The organism is Providencia lanzhouensis, from assembly GCF_050469745.1.
GTDB lineage: Bacteria > Pseudomonadota > Gammaproteobacteria > Enterobacterales > Enterobacteriaceae > Providencia > Providencia lanzhouensis.
The window spans coordinates 2,435,667-2,453,551 of the sequence record NZ_CP174123.1; the positions used below are offsets into that span (position 1 = coordinate 2,435,667).

At 42.2% G+C, this 17,885-nt stretch carries 16 protein-coding genes and 1 tRNA gene; 13 read left to right on the plus strand and 4 right to left on the minus strand.

The annotated features are described in order from the left end of the window. Window positions 1-656 precede the first annotated feature (656 nt). Window positions 657-1,244 (plus strand): bifunctional murein DD-endopeptidase/murein LD-carboxypeptidase, encoded by a 588-nt coding sequence (gene mepS / locus ACIH2S_RS11570; protein ID WP_036953007.1) that lies wholly within the window; start codon window positions 657-659, stop codon window positions 1,242-1,244. Between the two features lie 132 nt (window positions 1,245-1,376). On the opposite strand, the gene ACIH2S_RS11575 is transcribed toward mepS, so the two are convergent. From ACIH2S_RS11575 to rsuA, 3 genes are all read right to left on the minus strand, one after another. Beyond that, the gene (locus tag ACIH2S_RS11575) at window positions 1,377-1,718 is read right to left on the minus strand and encodes a hypothetical protein (RefSeq protein ID WP_036953005.1); all 342 of its coding nucleotides are present in this window, start codon (window positions 1,716-1,718) and stop codon (window positions 1,377-1,379) included. A 723-nt stretch (window positions 1,719-2,441) separates the two neighbouring features. Next, window positions 2,442-3,626, minus strand: a complete 1,185-nt coding sequence (locus ACIH2S_RS11580) for a Bcr/CflA family multidrug efflux MFS transporter (RefSeq protein ID WP_036953002.1) — start codon at window positions 3,624-3,626, stop codon at window positions 2,442-2,444. Between the two features lie 24 nt (window positions 3,627-3,650). After that, the gene (rsuA, locus tag ACIH2S_RS11585; protein WP_036953000.1) at window positions 3,651-4,355 is read right to left on the minus strand and encodes a 16S rRNA pseudouridine(516) synthase RsuA; all 705 of its coding nucleotides are present in this window, start codon (window positions 4,353-4,355) and stop codon (window positions 3,651-3,653) included. Between the two features lie 222 nt (window positions 4,356-4,577). Between rsuA and ACIH2S_RS11590 the strand changes: the two genes are divergently transcribed. Further along, a complete protein-coding gene (locus tag ACIH2S_RS11590; protein WP_154636902.1) occupies window positions 4,578-6,350 on the plus strand; it encodes a DEAD/DEAH box helicase in 1,773 nt (590 codons plus the stop codon). A gap of 209 nt (window positions 6,351-6,559) precedes the next feature. Next, a complete protein-coding gene (rplY, locus tag ACIH2S_RS11595; RefSeq protein ID WP_006660420.1) occupies window positions 6,560-6,841 on the plus strand; it encodes a 50S ribosomal protein L25 in 282 nt (93 codons plus the stop codon). A gap of 126 nt (window positions 6,842-6,967) precedes the next feature. On the opposite strand, the gene yejK is transcribed toward rplY, so the two are convergent. Continuing rightward, entirely contained in the window at window positions 6,968-7,969 is a 1,002-nt protein-coding gene (gene yejK, locus ACIH2S_RS11600; RefSeq protein WP_108477940.1) for a nucleoid-associated protein YejK, read from the minus strand. 238 nt (window positions 7,970-8,207) lie between these two features. Here yejK and ACIH2S_RS11605 point away from each other — a divergent pair, with 238 nt between their 5' ends. The 10 genes from ACIH2S_RS11605 to ACIH2S_RS11650 all read left to right on the plus strand — a co-directional run bounded on the left by ACIH2S_RS11605 (window position 8,208) and on the right by ACIH2S_RS11650 (window position 17,872). Next, window positions 8,208-8,435 carry a YejL family protein gene (locus ACIH2S_RS11605; RefSeq protein ID WP_108477939.1) on the plus strand — a complete coding sequence of 76 codons (228 nt, stop codon included), beginning with the start codon at window positions 8,208-8,210 and terminating at the stop codon, window positions 8,433-8,435. Window positions 8,436-8,456: 21 nt separating this feature from the next. Continuing rightward, window positions 8,457-10,172: an LPS biosynthesis-modulating metalloenzyme YejM gene (gene yejM / locus ACIH2S_RS11610; RefSeq protein ID WP_108477938.1), complete on the plus strand. Its 1,716-nt coding sequence runs from the start codon at window positions 8,457-8,459 to the stop codon at window positions 10,170-10,172. Window positions 10,173-10,278: 106 nt separating this feature from the next. After that, window positions 10,279-10,355: transfer RNA gene (locus tag ACIH2S_RS11615), tRNA-Pro, on the plus strand. 141 nt (window positions 10,356-10,496) lie between these two features. Beyond that, window positions 10,497-11,039: a YcxB family protein gene (locus tag ACIH2S_RS11620; protein WP_051422694.1), complete on the plus strand. Its 543-nt coding sequence runs from the start codon at window positions 10,497-10,499 to the stop codon at window positions 11,037-11,039. 522 nt (window positions 11,040-11,561) lie between these two features. Further along, window positions 11,562-12,059 (plus strand): type VI secretion system contractile sheath small subunit, encoded by a 498-nt coding sequence (tssB, locus tag ACIH2S_RS11625; RefSeq protein WP_036952987.1) that lies wholly within the window; start codon window positions 11,562-11,564, stop codon window positions 12,057-12,059. A gap of 19 nt (window positions 12,060-12,078) precedes the next feature. Next, on the plus strand, window positions 12,079-13,623 hold the full coding sequence (gene tssC / locus ACIH2S_RS11630; RefSeq protein WP_108477937.1) for a type VI secretion system contractile sheath large subunit: 1,545 nt from the start codon (window positions 12,079-12,081) through the stop codon (window positions 13,621-13,623). Between the two features lie 22 nt (window positions 13,624-13,645). After that, the gene (gene tssK, locus ACIH2S_RS11635; RefSeq protein WP_036952981.1) at window positions 13,646-14,983 is read left to right on the plus strand and encodes a type VI secretion system baseplate subunit TssK; all 1,338 of its coding nucleotides are present in this window, start codon (window positions 13,646-13,648) and stop codon (window positions 14,981-14,983) included. Beyond that, on the plus strand, window positions 14,980-15,636 hold the full coding sequence (tssL, locus tag ACIH2S_RS11640) for a type VI secretion system protein TssL, short form (protein ID WP_108477936.1): 657 nt from the start codon (window positions 14,980-14,982) through the stop codon (window positions 15,634-15,636). Before tssK ends, tssL begins: the two co-directional genes overlap by 4 nt. Window positions 15,637-15,638: 2 nt before the next feature. Next, on the plus strand, window positions 15,639-17,378 hold the full coding sequence (locus tag ACIH2S_RS11645; RefSeq protein WP_430247476.1) for an OmpA family protein: 1,740 nt from the start codon (window positions 15,639-15,641) through the stop codon (window positions 17,376-17,378). Window positions 17,379-17,380: 2 nt separating this feature from the next. Continuing rightward, entirely contained in the window at window positions 17,381-17,872 is a 492-nt protein-coding gene (locus ACIH2S_RS11650) for an Hcp family type VI secretion system effector (protein WP_006660409.1), read from the plus strand. The last annotated feature ends 13 nt before the right edge of the window (window positions 17,873-17,885 follow it).

Sequence of the window (17,885 nt, forward strand, 5' to 3'; positions counted from 1 at the left end):
CGTAGCATCGAATAATGAACATAACTGTTTAGCTCTCTTCATTGGAAGCTTAATGCATAAAAAACACACGATAATGTAGTAAGAATATCCGCAACATATACCTATCTAATACGGACAATTTGTTTTTACATTTAAGTGACAAACAATATAAATTTAAACTTCTTTACAAATCAGATTGAAATTTAAAAAATCACCACTGTTTTTATAAAGATATTAGATAATAAACGTGACTATGATCATGTTTTCTTTGAAAACGGTCTTCCTAAGAGCGCAAAAACACTGGATTATTCGCATTCTGAAGGCAAGTTAATGATGGATCTCTCGTTTTATATAATGTTTTGTAAATTATGCCCCTATTAACTCGCCATTTCAGCTTTGTTTATGTATATTCTTTATGTTTGGTTAAAGAACCTAATATTCATCAGCCAAATATATAAAATAAGTACGATTTTTAGCAGCTTCTGATTATCTTTTTATAATCAACAGGTGTTAGAGCACAAGATAGCTGCTAATTTAGAGCATAATTTGTTCGATACATAAACACTTTCTGCGAAAAATACACTCAGTCGTTTAATGCGTTTTTCACAGGGATCAGTTTAAGTGTGTTGTGTAATTTCCACACGGCAACAAATAAAATGGCAAGGGATATTCTATTAATGTTAACTTCTGAAAAATTTAAGCGCTATATCTGGCGCATTGTTCCGGCAGTCGCAATTGCCGTAACGCTTTCAGCATGTACGGCACCGAAAACGTCGAAGAATGGTCAGACAACCACAAGATCTTCAGATGCTCGTATGTTAAATGCAACATCGAATGACTCACTCGCAATGGCATCTCAAGATGAGTTCGAAGATTTAGTCAGAAGTGTTGATACCAAATCCAAAATCATGGATCAATATGCAAGCTGGAAAGGCGTAAGCTACCGTTTAGGTGGAACCACGAAAAGTGGTGTTGACTGCTCTAGCTTCGTACAACGTACTTTCCTCGAACAATTTGGCGTGCAATTACCACGTACTACCTCTGAACAAGAGTCTTCAGGTAAAAGTGTAAAACGCAATAATTTAAGAGCGGGTGACTTAGTTCTGTTTAAAACAGGTCGCACGATGAAGCATGTAGGGATTTATATCGGGGACAATAAGTTTGTTCACGCCTCTACAAGCAATGGCGTTATTGTTTCTGAAATGACTAACGATTATTGGAGCAAGCGTTATTACGCAAGCCGCCGTGTGGTTAATGGTTCATAGAACCCAGAAACATTAATGCAGTAACATATAGATACCTTGCCAATAAAAAAGCTTCCAGGCTCTAAACCGGAAGCTTTTTTATTGGGCCGAATATCATAAAGACGACCTTAAGATTAAATAGTTTCAATGCCATTAAGCACAATAGAAACCAGAAGCCATTTCTGCGATAGCAACACCGGATGCTTTTAAACGGCACATTGCGGTTAGCTCATCACTCGCTCGGATAAATAAACACATCTCTTTTTGCCATTCTAAAATGGCGTTATCGATCTGCATTTCCGATAACGATTCAGATAAATGCTTCATTGCAATACAATCTGTTGCACAGTCGTGGCTCAGCAATTTTAGCCCCACTAGCTTATCGCTATTCATATCATTCATAGGTACAACTTCAACATCAGTCCCTATTTTTCCCGATAACCAGCGGTAGCTTTGCGGTAGCCTGTGCACCACCGAAAGACCTAATTTTTCCACAAAAATTTCCTATTAAAACATGTCATCATTTTGCCAAGTAAATTGACTAGCCAAATCGCCATTTAATTTACATTTCACTCAATGAATATCGATTCTTTTAGATACTGAAACTCCCCCAAGAGACAACGTCCCTCTTCCTTGTACCTCTCTCTATATTAGAGAGTGAATAGAGCTACATATGTCTTAAAGAAATCCTCGTTCAAACCGAACTTTTAACTCAATCGAAAAGTAACATGAATGTTAAAAGCAAGAACTTAAATATAACATTAAAAAAGTAGCATGTCGTTAAATTTTTGTGACATACATCATTGCATACGAATTTTTTTGACAAAAAAGTTAATTATTAAACAAATTTTGAGAACAACCATCAAAATAAACCATAGTAAATCAATTTATTTTTTACATTATTATTCAAATGTATTAACAATTATCTCTTTTTTAAGCTCATATAGCCTTATTTCGGATTATTAAAAAATGAGTTCCACTTTTCATCGAAAACAGAAATTTAACAAACATTCCATTTAAGATAATTGATATGGATCATTTTTTGATAAATACTTTAATTTCATTAAGAAATTAATCGATTTTACCGAAGTGTTGAGTAGGTTAATCCATAGGTATCATGAATAATATATTGGTGAGATAAATCAGCATGATATAAATAATTGAGGGAAACTAATGAGTTTATCAGCTTCATCCTTGAAACTGATTCTATTGGAGATGTTATTTTGCTCTTTTCGCTAAAAGCACAAATAACATGGAGAGAGCCACACAACCTACCATCGAGCCTACCATCGGCCATGCATTTTTAGCAGGAATCATTGATAACAAAGTCCCCACCAATGCACCAATAGAAAAACGAATTGTGCCGGCAAGTGAAGACACTGTTCCTGCAATATGAGGATAATTATCGAGGATCACTGCCATCGAGTTTGAGGTGATCATTGCAATCCCACTCACATAAATCGCGACGCCGATCACTAATGTCCAGAAATCCATACCCAATGCTGTCGTCGTTAATAACCATATTCCCATAACGAACTGAACAATAATCCCGAAATACAACATTCGCTCAGCGCCAAATTGCCTTACAAATTTGCCGTTAATCGTCGTCATAATAAATAAGAAGACAATATTGATGCCAAAGTAATAGCCAAAATGTTGAGGCGATACTCCGTTAAGGTCGATATAGACAAATGACCCCGCATTCAAGAAAGAAAACATACCGGAAAACGAAAATGAGCTGGCCAAAATATAGAACAACACTTGGCGGGCTCTGAATAACGTCGCAAATTGGCGTAATGTGGTTCCGATATGGAATTTTTGTCGCCTTTCAACGGGTAGTGTTTCTCGGATAAATAAACTGACTAGCACCACAGCGATAACAGCCGCAATTGCAATACTCCAGAAAATGGCATGCCATGAGAACCAGCGCATCATTTCGCCGCCCATGATAGGTGCCATCAACGGTGCAATTGTCATCACCAATACGACGAAAGACATGCTTCTGGAGAATTCATCTTTAGTAAACATGTCGCGCATTAATGCGTTGATCACGACGCTGGCTGCGGCTGCCGCAAATCCATGAAGGAAACGCAACCAGATAAATGTATCGATCGATTCCGCAACTGCACAAGCCGCCGAGGCTAATGCAAAGACAATCACCCCACCTAAAATTACGGGTTTACGTCCTAGACTGTCCGCCATCGGACCATAAAAAAGCTGACCAATTGCAAAACCAAAAATGTAGCTGTTTAGGGTCATCTGAATGCGCCCTTCATCTACATTAAAGTAACCTGTCATTGCAGGGAAACTCGGTAAATACATATCAATCGCTAATGGCATTAGCATTGATAGCAAACCTAAAATTAAAATCAGCCCCAAATAGGATGAACGCTGTTGTTGCACTTATTAACTCCTGCTATGACATCATTAACGGGGAACCGTAATACTCTCAATCTCAGCTTCAGTCAGTGGACGATATTCCCCCGGCTCTAGCTGCTCATCTAAACGAATTTCCCCGACTCGCTCACGATGCAAACCACACACATGATTTCCGACGGCCGCAAACATCCGCTTAACTTGATGATAGCGCCCTTCACTGATTGTCAGCCGGACGTCACGTGGAGAAATAATCTCCAATTGAGCAGGTTTCGTGAGTGATTTCTCACCATTTAACATGACGCCTTGTTCAAATTGAATAGCGACATCGTCGGTAATATCTTCACTCAGTTGAACTCGGTAGGTTTTCTCACAATGATGTTTTGGCGAGGTAATGCGGTGGGACCATTGCCCGTCATCCGTTAATAACACTAACCCTGTCGTATCAATATCCAAGCGACCTGCTGCATGCAGTTTTTGGGCGACGGGCTCATCAATAAAATAGAGAATTGTTGGGTGCGTTGGGTCATCAGTAGAGCAAACATAGCCTTCAGGCTTATTGAGCATAAAATAGCGAGGTCCTGTGACTTGCACTAACACATTGCCATCATAGGCAACTTCATTATCAAGACCCACCTGCATTGAACCTGATTTTACAACTTCATCGTCAACCATGACATTACCGGCACGTAGCTCACGCGCCACCAAACTCCGGCTTATCCCAAGTTGCTGGGACAAAAATTTATCCAGTCGCATAGATTCTCTTAACTTGATGGAATGTCAGCGAGAGGTACAATAGCACCGCGCTGTCATAAGATAGAAAGATGGATTGCTGTGATTACTATCACATAATTTATTATACCAATAACCTGTTACAAGTGATAGCGCAGCAAGGGGAACGCTTAAATTTAGACCTAGCAACGGATTTAACTTAAATTTAACATTAATAATCTGACTTTTTTGAAAAAACTAACTCATATGCCTGCAGCCTCATCCCGTTTTACTTTACGCCCTTACCAACAAGAAGCCGTTGACGCGACGATCCAGCATTTCCGTCGTCATACTACACCAGCAGTGATTGTGCTTCCGACAGGGGCAGGAAAAAGCTTAGTGATCGCAGAATTAGCGAGGCTGGCTCGTGGGCGCGTATTAGTTTTAGCGCATGTCAAAGAGTTAGTTGAGCAAAACCACGCTAAATATCTGACTTATGGTCTAGAGGCAGATATATTCGCAGCAGGTCTCAATCGCAAAGAATCCCACAGTAAAGTGGTCTTTGGGAGCGTACAATCGGTAGCGCGTAACCTTGAACACTTTGACGACAAATTCTCCTTAGTGATCATCGATGAATGTCATCGCATCAGCTTAAACGAAGAAAGTCAGTATCAACAAATTATCCTAAGCTTACAAAAGCATAACTCTGCACTACGCATTTTGGGCTTGACCGCGACGCCCTATCGCCTTGGCCATGGGTGGATTTACCAATACCACTACCACGGAATGGTTAAAGGTGATGAACACTGTTTTTTCCGTGATTGTATCTATGAATTACCGCTGCATTACATGATCAAAAACCAATTTTTGGTTCCCCCTGAACGCTTAGATATGCCAGTGCTACAATATGATTTTAGTCAGGTATTGGTTAACCAATCGGGAATTTTTAGTGAGCAAGAACTCAATTTATCCCTCAAAAAACAGCAGCGCATTACACCAAAAATTGTGGCGCAGATTATTGAGTATGCAACGCCATTACAAGGTTGCATGATTTTTGCTGCTACGGTTGAACATGCTAAAGAGATCCTCAGTTATTTACCTCAAGATACTGCGGCATTAGTCACCGCGGATACACCATCCCTCGAGCGCCAAAGCATCATTCAGCAATTTAAAAACAAGCAATTACATTATCTTGTCAACGTTTCAGTACTGACCACTGGTTTTGATGCGCCACACGTAGACGTAATTGCCATCTTACGCCCGACAGAGTCTGTCAGCTTATATCAGCAAATCGTTGGACGTGGCTTACGTTTGAGTGAAGGAAAAAAACAGTGCCTAATTCTGGACTATGCCGGAAATCCTCACGACCTCTTTCGCCCCGAAGTGGGTAGCAGCAAACCCAACTCCACCAGCGTTCCAGTCCAAGTTTTCTGTCCACTGTGTCAGTTTGCCAATGTTTTTTGGGGGAAATGCACCGCTGATGGTCAAATTGTCGAGCACTACGGGCGTCGCTGCCAAGGGTGGGAAGAAGATGAGCATGGACGAAAACAACAATGTGAGTTCCGCTTTCGATTTAAGCAATGCCCCCATTGTGGCGCTGAAAATGACATTGCCGCACGACGTTGCCATAAATGCCAAGAAGTGCTTACTGACCCCGATGATATGCTTAAAGCCGCATTACGACTCAAAGATGCGCTAATCTTACGCTGCGGGGGAATGGAACTCACGTCAGGCTCGGATGCAAAAGGCGAATGGCTTAAAATTGCCTACTATGATGAAGATGGTACGTCGGTGTCTGAGCGCTTTCGACTCACCACTCCGGCTCAAAAACGCGCATTTGAATTCCGATTCTTGCGAGAACATCATCGAGCCCCAGGTGTTCCTTTCCATTGGAATAATGCAAACGACATTATTTCACAACAAGCTTTATTACGTTACCCACAATTTATTGTTGCGCGAAAAAAAGAAAACTACTGGGAGATTAGAGAGAAAATCTTTGATTATCAGGGGCGTTTCCGTCTTGCAGCATCGTTAAGATAAGCAGAAAAGACGCGATTAATGATGAATAAATCATGCCAAGTCAGAAAGATAATGATCTTAATGATTGCCCGCTGACCGTTTTTTCGTTAAAATGCCGCCCGCCTTTGTATGTCTCGCTTAGCGAAATGATGTTACAGGGCCAAATCTCGAACCTGCTGCTGGGTCGCCTGTAGCAGGATTTTTATTTTTTCTTTTATAGAGAAATTGTAATGTTAACTATCAATGCAATTGAACGTAAAGAGCAGGGTAAGGGTGCGAGCCGCCGCCTGCGCAGAGCTAACCAACTGCCAGCTATCGTTTACGGTGGCAACCAAGAAGCTATCTCTGTTACTCTGAACCACGATGAAATCATTAACCAAGAAAGCAAAGCAGAATTTTACGAAGTTCTGACTCTGGTTATCGATGGTAAAGAAACTAAAGTAAAAGTTCAGGCTGTTCAACGTCACCCATTTAAGCCAAAAGTGACGCACATTGACTTCCTGCGCGCTTAATTAAGCCCATAGCCGAGCTTTAAAGTTTTTTCGGGACGCCGAGTAAATAACGCCGCAATTGCGGCGTTATTTATTTCAAACATACGATTTCTAACATAAAAATTTCGATAGTGAATCCATCATTCACTATTTATTACCGCGACGTTGCAACTGGTCACGCAGATTCGGCGGTGTACCACGGATAGTCAATGTGTCCGTCACGGGATCCCAGAAAATACGTTCTCCCATTAACATCGCGTCAAAGCTAATCGTAATACCCCCACCACTGCCTGAAAATTTCGTTAATTGCTTCAACGTACCGCGATCAGCAGGAAAACTCTCTTCCAGTTGATAATCATTTTGGCGAGTAAAATCTTCAAAGCTTTGCTCTTCCACCATTGGTAACTCTTTTGAGAGTTCCTTCAGCTCAATCTCTTCGCCTGATTGCAGTTGCTCACTGCAATAGCTGTGAACTTGCTGGCGATAGGCTTGGCGAGTGTTTTTATCCATTTGCGCATTATCACAAAAATCATCCAATGCTTGGACTAACCCTTTATTCTGTACCTTCGCATTCAAACCTTCAGACGCAGCTAAAAAGTCCATAAAGAAATCAGATACTTTACGCCCCACTCGTCCTTTAAGGAAAGTCAGATAACGCTTCGACTCAGGATTAGTTTCCCATTCAGTCAAATCAATACGCGCTACAATATCCGCATGAGGAATATCTAAATAGTGAGTCGTACCCAAATCGAGGGACTCAGTCACAAACATACTGTCGCAACTATTCAGAACAGCGATAAGGAGATATTCCACTGCCAAGTAACGATATTGGCAGAAGAGAACGATTCCGCCTTCAGCAAACGGGTATTTTGCCAGCTCATCTTTTAAACGTACGGTCATTGCACGGCTAAAGCCTAAAAACTCTTCTTCACCCTTACGCAGTAACGTTAACGCTTCAGCCAGTTCACTCTCTTCGTTGAACTCACCAAACGCCTTACTTTTTGCACTGTATACACGATGTAATTCTGCCATCATGTCTTGCACAACATTGTCTGTCGTCAATAACGAATCACGCAACATGACTTCTAAGGTCTGTTCATCTCGTTTAATCAACTGGTGTAACGCTATCTGGGTAATTTCCAGACTCATTGTTGGCTCCTTTCGCTAGCAGAAATAATGTCGCGTATTCAAACACTGTTAGTATTTGTCTGCAACTGAAACCGTTAACCGCCATTTTTTTATTACTTTTGTGGCGAACTATTATCCACTTCGGTGATCTAAATAAACATTATTATCAATTAAACGAAAATTTGTTTAAAGAAAGAAGAAAAGTCACCCACAATGGGCTATCATATGGAGCTTTCATTAATTTAGGATGCCATAATTTATGCCACAATCATCTCGCTATAGTGATGAAAAAGTTGAAGGTTTACTGTCTGACCTTGTTAGTGTGTTAGAAAAAAACCATACTCCCGTTGATCTATCATTAATGGTACTCGGTAACATGGTTACCAATCTGCTGAATACGTCTGTCGCCCCTGCTCAGCGTAAAATGATTGCAGAGTCCTTTGCCAATGCATTACTTTCTTCTGTACAAGAAGATAAATCACACTAATTTGGTTGATAAATAAACAGCATGGTCACCCATCAGCGCTACCGTGATAAAGTCTCCAACATGATTGGTTGGGGGCATTGGTTTGCACTTTTTAATATACTACTTTGCCTTTTGCTAAGTAGCAGCTATCTGTTTATTTTTGACTGGCCAGATACCTTCGCTGGTCGCGCTTATGCCTTCGTCAGTTGGTTGGGTCATTTCAGTTTTGTGGTGTTCGCTACTTACTTGCTAATCATCTTTCCGCTGACCTTTATCGTTATGTCCCAACGATTGTTGAGGGTTATCTGTGTGGCGCTAGCCACCGCGGGACTTACCTTATTACTCTTTGATATTCGCGTCTTTAGCCAATTTGGTCTTCACCTTACCCCGCAGGTATGGGATTTAGTCATTAACCCTGCCAAGGGTGAAATGGCGCGCGAATGGCAATTGATGTTCATCAGCATCCCCATTATTTTTCTGGTTGAGATGCTATTTGCGACCTGGAGCTGGCAAAAACTACGCAGCTTAAGCCGACAAACATTTGGGCGCCCGCTGGCAGGTCTATTCATCGCAACATTTGTGATGTCACATTTAATGTATGCGTGGGCGGATGCCAATTTTTATCGCCCAATCACGATGCAACGCTATAATTACCCGCTGTCTCAACCAATGACAGCGCGTAAGCTACTTGATAAATATGGTCTACTCGACCTAACTGCACATCAAAATCGTGTATTCCAGCAAGGTAGCCCAACTGCACTGAAACTTCAGTATCCATTGAAGCCGCTTAACTACCAAGACCAAGGTACGGGTTACAATTTACTGTTATTGGTTGTTGATGATTTAGGTAATGTTTCTCAGCAAAACCAAATGAACTCATTGAAAGAGTTCAAAAATATCAGCTCCCAATTTACCAATCACTATACTTCTGGATTGCGCAATGACACCGCCCTATTTGGGCTGTTCTACGGTATCTCATCAAGTTATATTGATAACATTCTCAATGGTCGCCACCCTTCTGTACTGATTGAAGCTTTACAGCATCAAGGCTATCAGTTTGGTTTATTCTCCACTGATGGATTTAGCTCACCATTATTCCGACAAGCGATTTTGTCTGACTACTCCTTGCCGACAAAAGCAGCGGACAATGACAAACAAACTATTGCACAGTGGAATTTATGGCTAGATAACGTGAAACATGGCTCTCCTTGGTTTTCATTCTTAAATATCAAGGGAGCGCCGGGAAGTAATCAAACGGATAACCAAATCAGTCAAGTCATTGAGACGTTGAAGAGCCAGAACAAGCTGAATAATACCATTGTGGTGATCACGGCAAACTACAACAGTAACGGTTCGCAAGATACTGACTGGGTGAATAAAAAACACTTTAACCGCGACAGTATGCAAGTTCCGTTATTTATCTACTGGCCTAATACTCCAGCGCAACAAATTGATAAGCTGACTAGTCATCAAGATGTAATGACCACCCTCATGCAGCGGGTATTACATGTTAATAATCCGCCTGATGATTACAGCCAAGGAGAAGATCTCTTCAGTGCGCAGCGCACTTATCCGTGGGTGATCACCGGCGATAAAAGCGATGTCGTCATTACCACCAACAGCGCTACCATGTATATGGATCATAACGGACAATTTAATATCTATGACCCACAAGGTAACGAGCAAACTGACGACAAACCAGACCTTGCTGAGCTACTGAAAATCTTTACTGAACTTAAACGCTTCAATGAAAATTAGCGCTTAAATTTCAATCAGTCATATGAATTTGCTCTTGATTTCGCCAATGTTTTGAGTAGTATATTTTTACCTAAAGCCTTGCTTTAAAGGCATACAATTCGTTAATCGGCACGTAGCGCAGCTTGGTAGCGCACGGTCATGGGGTGTCCGGGGTCGGAGGTTCAAATCCTCTCGTGCCGACCAAATTCTCACTCAAGCCAGCCTTTTCGGTTGGCTTTTTGTTATTCAATACTTCCCTTTCTTTAACCATTATCTGATAGCCAAATTGCATCGCTATCGGGATAATAGCCACTATTCTTTTAACCTTTTATTGAGTTATACAGCATGTCGCTATCCGTCACGGTTGCGTTATCACGCCAAGAATTTATCGCCTTTAGCCGCTACTGCCATAAAAACAACTACTTTTTACCCAAAAACCGCAGCTTGCTCACTTATACCCTGCTCTATTTGGCTTTCTTTGCCATCATGGGAGGGGTATTCACCTTACTCCAACATTTTGATATCGAGCTTAATCTAGGGCAATTTGTTGTCTCTGTTCTGATGGCGATATTACTTTATGCCATCTTTGCAATACGTTTGTTTAAAACATTGAACAAAGCGATTCCTGATGCGGATAGCTCGACTTTCTGCACAAAAACATTCACGGCAGATGAGAATGGATTACACATTGAGAGTACCTATGGATTATGGCACTACAATTGGAATTCAATGGGTTTTATAAAACAAAATGGAGACACGCATTATCTATTTATTGATAGAACTAGCGCCTTTATTTTCCCAAAACGAGCGTTTGATTCACACGAAAACTATCTAAAGTTTGTGCAATACCTCACTCAACAAAATTATTTTTTAAATAATCCAGAATAAATCTTAGTAAACTAAATTAATTTAGCATAATCATCCGTTATGCTTTATTTTAAATTTTGCGAAGCATTTATATTCACCACACATTTTTTTACACTTTATTTTTAGCTTTAATTAACGATTTATATTAAAAATTAGAAATAACTCCACGAATAGTATTTCGTCTATATTATCACCTGTTACCACCCCCTTTATGAGTAAAAATATTTATATATTCTGTTTTTCTTAAGAATAATCTCTATTTTCACTATTTAAATTTCCTGCCAATTATCTACTCACATTTATTGTGACTTTAAATTCACATTGATTTTAAATGATTTTTAATTAATTAAATAGGTTTGCATACGTAAAAATACGTTTTATCGCACTCAAGCATAAAATCAAATCCATTAGAAACCTTGATCTATCCATCTTAAAACTATATAAAATAGCAAACTGATTTAAGCCAAATTAAAGTTAAAGAATATATTTCATTTACCAATAATTCATATTTAAAGCGAGTAATACCACTAAAGGACTCCTAAAATGTCAGATAGCTTCCAAAATGAAGTACCGAAGGCTCGGGTTAATATCAAATTAGACTTGCACACGGGTGGTGCGCAGAAAAAAGTGGAATTACCACTTAAATTATTAGCTGTTGGTGATTACAGCAATGGACAAGATAATCGAGCATTATCTGAGCGCGAAAAAGTTAATATCAATAAAAATAACTTTAACAGTGTACTCACTGAATTTGCGCCGACCATTAACCTCACGGTGAAAAATACCCTTGCCGGTGATGGAAGTGAAGAAAGCATCAACCTCTCTTTCAAAAACATGAAAGATTTTGAGCCTGAGCAAGTTGCCCGCCAAATTCCTCAACTGCGCGCAATGTTAGCAATGCGCAATCTGCTGCGTGACCTGAAATCTAATCTCCTCGATAACGCAACGTTCCGCCGTGAACTGGAAAATATTCTTAAGGATCCAGAGCTCAGTGATGAACTTCGTGAAGAACTAGCACAGCTAGCGCCGAAGAAAGATTAATTTGGATTATTAAAGGATTATGCTGATGTCTGTAAAAACTGAATCAACTCAAGGCGCAACAACTGTGCTGGATGACACCTCAAACCAAGGTGTTTACGCTTCTTTGTTCGAAAAAATCAATTTAACGCCAGTCGCATCAATCAGTGATATTAACGCATTCCAAGACAATGCTGCCTTGGCAGACGCAACGGCTGATGAGCGTGTCACTGTCGCCGTTCAAGTCTTCTTAGACCGTTTAAAATCATCAGGTCAAAAAGTTGAGCGTTTAGACCGAAACCTACTTGACCATCATATCGCGGAGCTTGATAAACAAATCAGCCAACAACTGGATGAAGTCATGCACCACCAAGACTTCCAAAAAGTTGAATCCACTTGGCGTGGCTTGAAATTCCTCGTTGACCGCACTGATTTCCGTCAAAACGTTAAAATTGAGCTGTTAGATATCGCTAAAGACGATTTACGTCAAGATTTCGAAGATAGCCCTGAGATCATTCAAAGTGGTCTTTATCACCATACCTACATTGCTGAATATGACACCCCAGGCGGCGAACCTATCGCAGCCATGATTTCCAACTATGAATTTGACCGTAGCCCGCAAGATATCGCCTTACTGCGTAGTATCTCCAAAGTCTCAGCATCCGCACATATGCCATTTATTGGTTCTGTGGGGCCAAAATTCTTCGGCAAAGAGACGATGGAAGAAGTCGCAGCAATCAAAGATATTGGCAACTATTTTGACCGCGCCGAGTACATCAAGTGGAAATCATTCCGTGACTCTGATGATGCTCGATATATCGGCTTAACGATGCCTCGCGTGCTAGGTCGTCTACCATACGGACCAGATACCGTGCCTGTTCGTAGCTTCAACTACGTTGAAGAAGTTAAAGGTCCTGATCACGAGAAATACCTGTGGACCAACGCCACCTTTGCTTTTGCTGCCAACATGGTAAAAAGTTTTATCAACAACGGTTGGTGCGTACAAATTCGTGGACCTCAAGCCGGTGGTGCCGTTAAAGATCTCCCAATCCACCTGTTTGATTTAGGTACGGGTAGCCAGGTAAAAATTCCATCCGAAGTGATGATCCCTGAGACCCGTGAATTTGAGTTCGCCAATCTTGGATTTATCCCGCTGTCTTACTACAAAAACCGTGATTACTCCTGCTTCTTCTCGGCTAACTCGGCGCAAAAACCGGCGTTATACGATACCGCTGATGCCACCGCGAACAGCCGTATTAACGCCCGCTTACCGTACATTTTCTTACTGTCTCGTATCGCCCATTACTTGAAACTAATTCAACGCGAAAATATTGGTACCACCAAAGACAGACGCTTACTTGAATTAGAACTCAACAACTGGGTTCGTGGCTTAGTCACTGAAATGACCGATCCAGGTGATGATTTACAAGCTTCTCACCCACTACGTGATGCAAAAGTGGTTGTAGAGGATATTGAAGATAACCCGGGCTTCTTCCGTGTGAAACTGTACGCGGTTCCACACTTCCAAGTCGAAGGTATGGATGTTGATTTATCGCTAGTTTCTCAAATGCCTAAAGCTAAAGCCTAACGGTTATTAAAGGTCATTCAGGATGAAAATCTACCGTCCCCTATGGACAGACGGGGCCTTTTTGGCCCCTCAGCAATTTCAACAGCAAGCCCGTTGGGACGGTCATGTTGCTGAAGTCGTCGCACAAATGGGTATCGCCTCCACGTGGGGCGTCATTAATACCGAGTTTGATGTCAGTGCATTAACGCTCTCTCGCGTAAGCGCCCAAAAAATCGTGGTGCGCTTTCACGACGGCACACTGATTGACACAACCTTAGCTGATGCCCTTCCTCCGGTATTGTCCCTCAATGATTATGCGGATCGTCAGTCATTGGATATCGTTCTGGCGCTGCCTTTAATGTTAGCCAATGGTGGAAACTTAGTTCCCGAAACAGGAACCGATCGCCCACGCCGATTTAGCCAAGAATGGGTTAAAGTCCAAGACTTATTAGGGCATGAACAAACAGACATTGCCGTGCTACGTCACGTGGCAACACTGCGTTTTGCTCATGATGAGAATGAAGCCTATATGACCTGCCCTGTTGCACGCCTTATTCGCAACGCTCAGGGGATGTGGGAATTTGATAACCACTTCATTCCCCCCTTACTTTCCTGCCAGGGAAGTGCTGAATTACGAACATTACTTTCTGAGTTTATGCACCGTTTAGTGGCTAAGCGCCGTCGTTTAATGGCGCTACGTCGTGAAAGTAATGAGAAAATGGCCGACTTTGTGGTCGCTGATGTCTCACTGTTTTGGTTATTGAATTCACTCAATAGTGCCGAACCAGTCCTCAATGAGCTCAGCACCGCATTACATCGTCATCCTGAATTGCTATATCGAGAGCTAGCTCGTTTAGCCGGCAGCTTATTAACTTTTTCCTTAGAAAGTAAGCTGGAAGACATTCCGCTGTACAAACATGAGCAGCCAGAGCTCGTTTTCCCACCTCTTTTTGCCTTGTTAAATACACTGCTTGAAGCCAGTTTGCCTTCTCGCGTGATTAGCATTGAACTGGCGAAAGAAGGTCCATTCTGGAAAGGTCAACTCCATGACGGTCGATTACGTGAAGAAGCCGATTTTTACTTATCGGTTCGCTCATCATTGCCTGCTCACTTATTGATCGCTCAATTTCCACTCCTTTGCAAAGCGGGCAGTAGTGATGATGTGGCTGACGTCGTTAATGTGGCACTCAATGGTATTCCATTGAAACCGCTCAGCCATGTCCCAACGGCGGTTCCTCTTCGCTTAGAAAATCAATACTTTGCGCTAGATATTGAAACACCTGCGGGTCAAGCCATGCTCTCTTCTGGGCAATGTGCATTCTATGTTCCAAGCACGTTAGGTGACATTCAATTAGAGCTGTTTGCGGTACTTCGCTCATGAACAATACAACATCACACCATACTATCGACATGATCTTCGCCCAAACTTGGCTGATGGTTTGTCAGTTACATCAAGGCACCGCCATCACTCATGGGGATAGTTTTTATCGTCGCGTTTGCCAACTCATTGATGAAACACGTCAAAAACTGCTCGAACACGGCTACCCTGAATCCGCCATTGAACATATGCAATACGCTCAATGTGCTTTGATTGATGAATCTGTGATGAATCGCCAGCACCAAGATGATGGCTACAACACATGGATCCAGTCTCCTTTGCAAGCACGTTACTTCAATACATTAGAAGCGGGAGACAAACTTTGGGATCGTCTACGCAGCATTTTAAACGAAACCGCCCCGAATCCTGACGTTTTGCTCTGTTTTCATCGCGTGCTTACCCTCGGGTTTGTCGGTAAGTTTCGCCAAAAAGAGGCGCCAGAACGTGAACGTATCGTCGCTCAACTCAATGTTCAGCTTCCAGATTATCTGATCACGTCAGAATTACCTCTCGTCGTAAAACCTAAATTACGGTTTAGCCGTCGCAGACTTTACTGGTTTGGTTGGATAGGCGGCATCCTCATACTCGCCGCCATGTGGTGGGGGTTCAGTGCTTCGTTAGAACATTTACTACAACAGTGGATGACACAAGGATAGGCATGCAAAATCCAATCAAACAGTGTCTGACGCTTTTTGCTACGGGGCTTTTCTTGTGGCTACTCTGGGGATTTTGGTCTCTAGGGCAAAGTGTCACCATTTTTGTTTCCGTCTTCGTCTTAGTACTGACGGGGGGAATGTTGTTTTGGCAATATAAACAGCGACGCCAAGTGTTATCCACTGAACATGATTATACGGGTGCATTTCCTACTGATAATTATCAGGGACCTGTCATTTTAGTCTGCGGTCAATCTCAAGCACTATTTCTGGATGACCAATTACACAGAGAAACAAATCAAGGTTGGTATATTCGCGTATCCGCGCCCACTGAGCTCGTTAAACTGATTGCCGCATTGGTGGAATATGCCCCTTCACTATCTGGGCATTTATCCTTACTTTACGTTGTATTACCTGAGCAACTTACCCAACAAGAAACCCTGACACAAGCGCTACTCAACTGGCGTCGAGCTATTGGGGAAGGTCGTCAAAAAATCGGTGCTAAATTGCCATTTTGGGTAACGGTATACCTTTCTAAACCTCATCATGCTGATACCGCTATGCATGTTGATGATGAACATACGCCTTGGATGACGTTACTCAGCCACCAAACTGAATTTCAGGTGGAGCAAGAAGGTGCGATGTCAGTCCCTTACTCCGTGTGGCTACCTGCGCATTTCGGACAGTCAGAACAAAGCCTGCAATTTTCGCTATGGCTAGATACCTTACAGAGCTGGCTAAACCAAGTTTTAGTTCCTCAATTTACCCTACCTCAAGCTGGAGCACCGAAGCAAATCCCTTCCGCATGGGCCATTCAGTGGATTAATATCACTAGCCAGCCAAACAATTTATGGCAGCAATTCATCCAAGAAAAAACCACATTGCCATTGCGCTCCTCAGTACAAACAACGGATTTACTCCCTTTGCCGGATGTCATGTTACGCCGCTTACATCATGATATTAACTTAAGCCGAACAGAAAAAAGCCTCGGTGCAATTGGCGTCATTTTTGGGGTTTTCTTCGTGGGTGCTTTAGTCGGTAGCTACCACCATAACCAGCAACTCATTCGCCATATTGGTGAAGATATTGCTCGTTTCTCTCAGCTTTCAGAAGTTCCACTCGCACCCAAATTGACCGCTTATCAGCAGCTACAAGATGATGCTGCTGAGCTTGCACGCTGGGAGCGTGAAGGGATCCCAAGCGCTTACTCTTTAGCGTTATATCAAGGTAATCGAATATTGCCTTACTTACATACTCTGCTAGGGAGTTGGGCGCCTTCTCAACCTGAAATCCCTCCTGAAGCGCCGACTGCACCACCTCAAATCGTCACTTTGGACAGCTTGTCCTTATTCGATGTTGGACAATACACACTCAAAACGGGCGCGACCAAAGTGTTAGTTGATGCGCTACTCAATATCAAAGCCAAACCCGGCTGGTTAATTATGGTTTCTGGCTATACCGATAACACCGGGAATCCAGAGCAAAACCAAAAACTGTCTTTAAAACGCGCAGAGTCTGTCCGTGATTGGATGATCCAAACCAGCGATATCTCGCCAACCTGCTTTGCTGTGCAGGGATACGGACAAAATAACCCCGTTGCCGACAACAACACCGCTGACGGACGAGCTCGCAATCGCCGCGTAGAAATTCGCCTGATACCGCAAGCTGAAGCTTGTCAGATATTAGGCGTCAACACCGTACCATCGATGGATGGTGGTACACATTCCACACTAAAGGAGAAGTAGTTATGGCTATTCCAGTTTATTTATGGCTGAAAGATGATGGCGGTGCTGAAATTAAAGGTTCTGTCGACGTACAAGACCGTGAAGGCAGCATCGAAGTGGTTGCTCAAGACCATAACCTGTACATCCCAACGGATAACAATACCGGTAAATTAACAGGTACTCGTATCCATACGCCATTCATTTTCGTTAAAGAAATTGATGCTTCAAGCCCTTACCTTTACAAGGCTGTGACCACGGGTCAAACCTTGAAAGAAGCGGAATTCAAATGGTATCGCATTGATGACGCAGGACAAGAAGTCGAATATTTCAACACCAAACTTGAAAACGTCAAAGTCGTGAAAGTCGCTCCAAAAATGCACGACATCAAAGATCCAGGTAAAGAGAAGCACAACCATCTCGAAGAGATTGAGCTGCGCTATGAAAAAATCACTTGGACATACAAAGACGGCAACATCATCCATTCCGATTCTTGGAATGAGCGTGCTACCGCTTAATTAAGACAAGCAG

Bases quoted from the DNA above. Each gene is read 5' to 3' on its own strand.
- tssC (WP_108477937.1), top strand. From the start codon at position 12,079: ATGCTGATGTCTGTAAAAACTGAATCAACTCAAGGCGCAACAACTGTG.
- ACIH2S_RS11590 (WP_154636902.1), top strand. From the start codon at position 4,578: ATGCCTGCAGCCTCATCCCGTTTTACTTTACGCCCTTACCAACAAGAA.
- yejM (WP_108477938.1), top strand. From the start codon at position 8,457: ATGGTCACCCATCAGCGCTACCGTGATAAAGTCTCCAACATGATTGGT.
- ACIH2S_RS11650 (WP_006660409.1), top strand. From the start codon at position 17,381: ATGGCTATTCCAGTTTATTTATGGCTGAAAGATGATGGCGGTGCTGAA.
- yejK (WP_108477940.1), bottom strand. From the start codon at position 7,969: ATGAGTCTGGAAATTACCCAGATAGCGTTACACCAGTTGATTAAACGA.
- ACIH2S_RS11605 (WP_108477939.1), top strand. From the start codon at position 8,208: ATGCCACAATCATCTCGCTATAGTGATGAAAAAGTTGAAGGTTTACTG.
- ACIH2S_RS11620 (WP_051422694.1), top strand. From the start codon at position 10,497: ATGTCGCTATCCGTCACGGTTGCGTTATCACGCCAAGAATTTATCGCC.
- mepS (WP_036953007.1), top strand. From the start codon at position 657: ATGTTAACTTCTGAAAAATTTAAGCGCTATATCTGGCGCATTGTTCCG.
- rplY (WP_006660420.1), top strand. From the start codon at position 6,560: ATGTTAACTATCAATGCAATTGAACGTAAAGAGCAGGGTAAGGGTGCG.
- ACIH2S_RS11645 (WP_430247476.1), top strand. From the start codon at position 15,639: ATGCAAAATCCAATCAAACAGTGTCTGACGCTTTTTGCTACGGGGCTT.
- tssK (WP_036952981.1), top strand. From the start codon at position 13,646: ATGAAAATCTACCGTCCCCTATGGACAGACGGGGCCTTTTTGGCCCCT.
- tssL (WP_108477936.1), top strand. From the start codon at position 14,980: ATGAACAATACAACATCACACCATACTATCGACATGATCTTCGCCCAA.
- tssB (WP_036952987.1), top strand. From the start codon at position 11,562: ATGTCAGATAGCTTCCAAAATGAAGTACCGAAGGCTCGGGTTAATATC.
- rsuA (WP_036953000.1), bottom strand. From the start codon at position 4,355: ATGCGACTGGATAAATTTTTGTCCCAGCAACTTGGGATAAGCCGGAGT.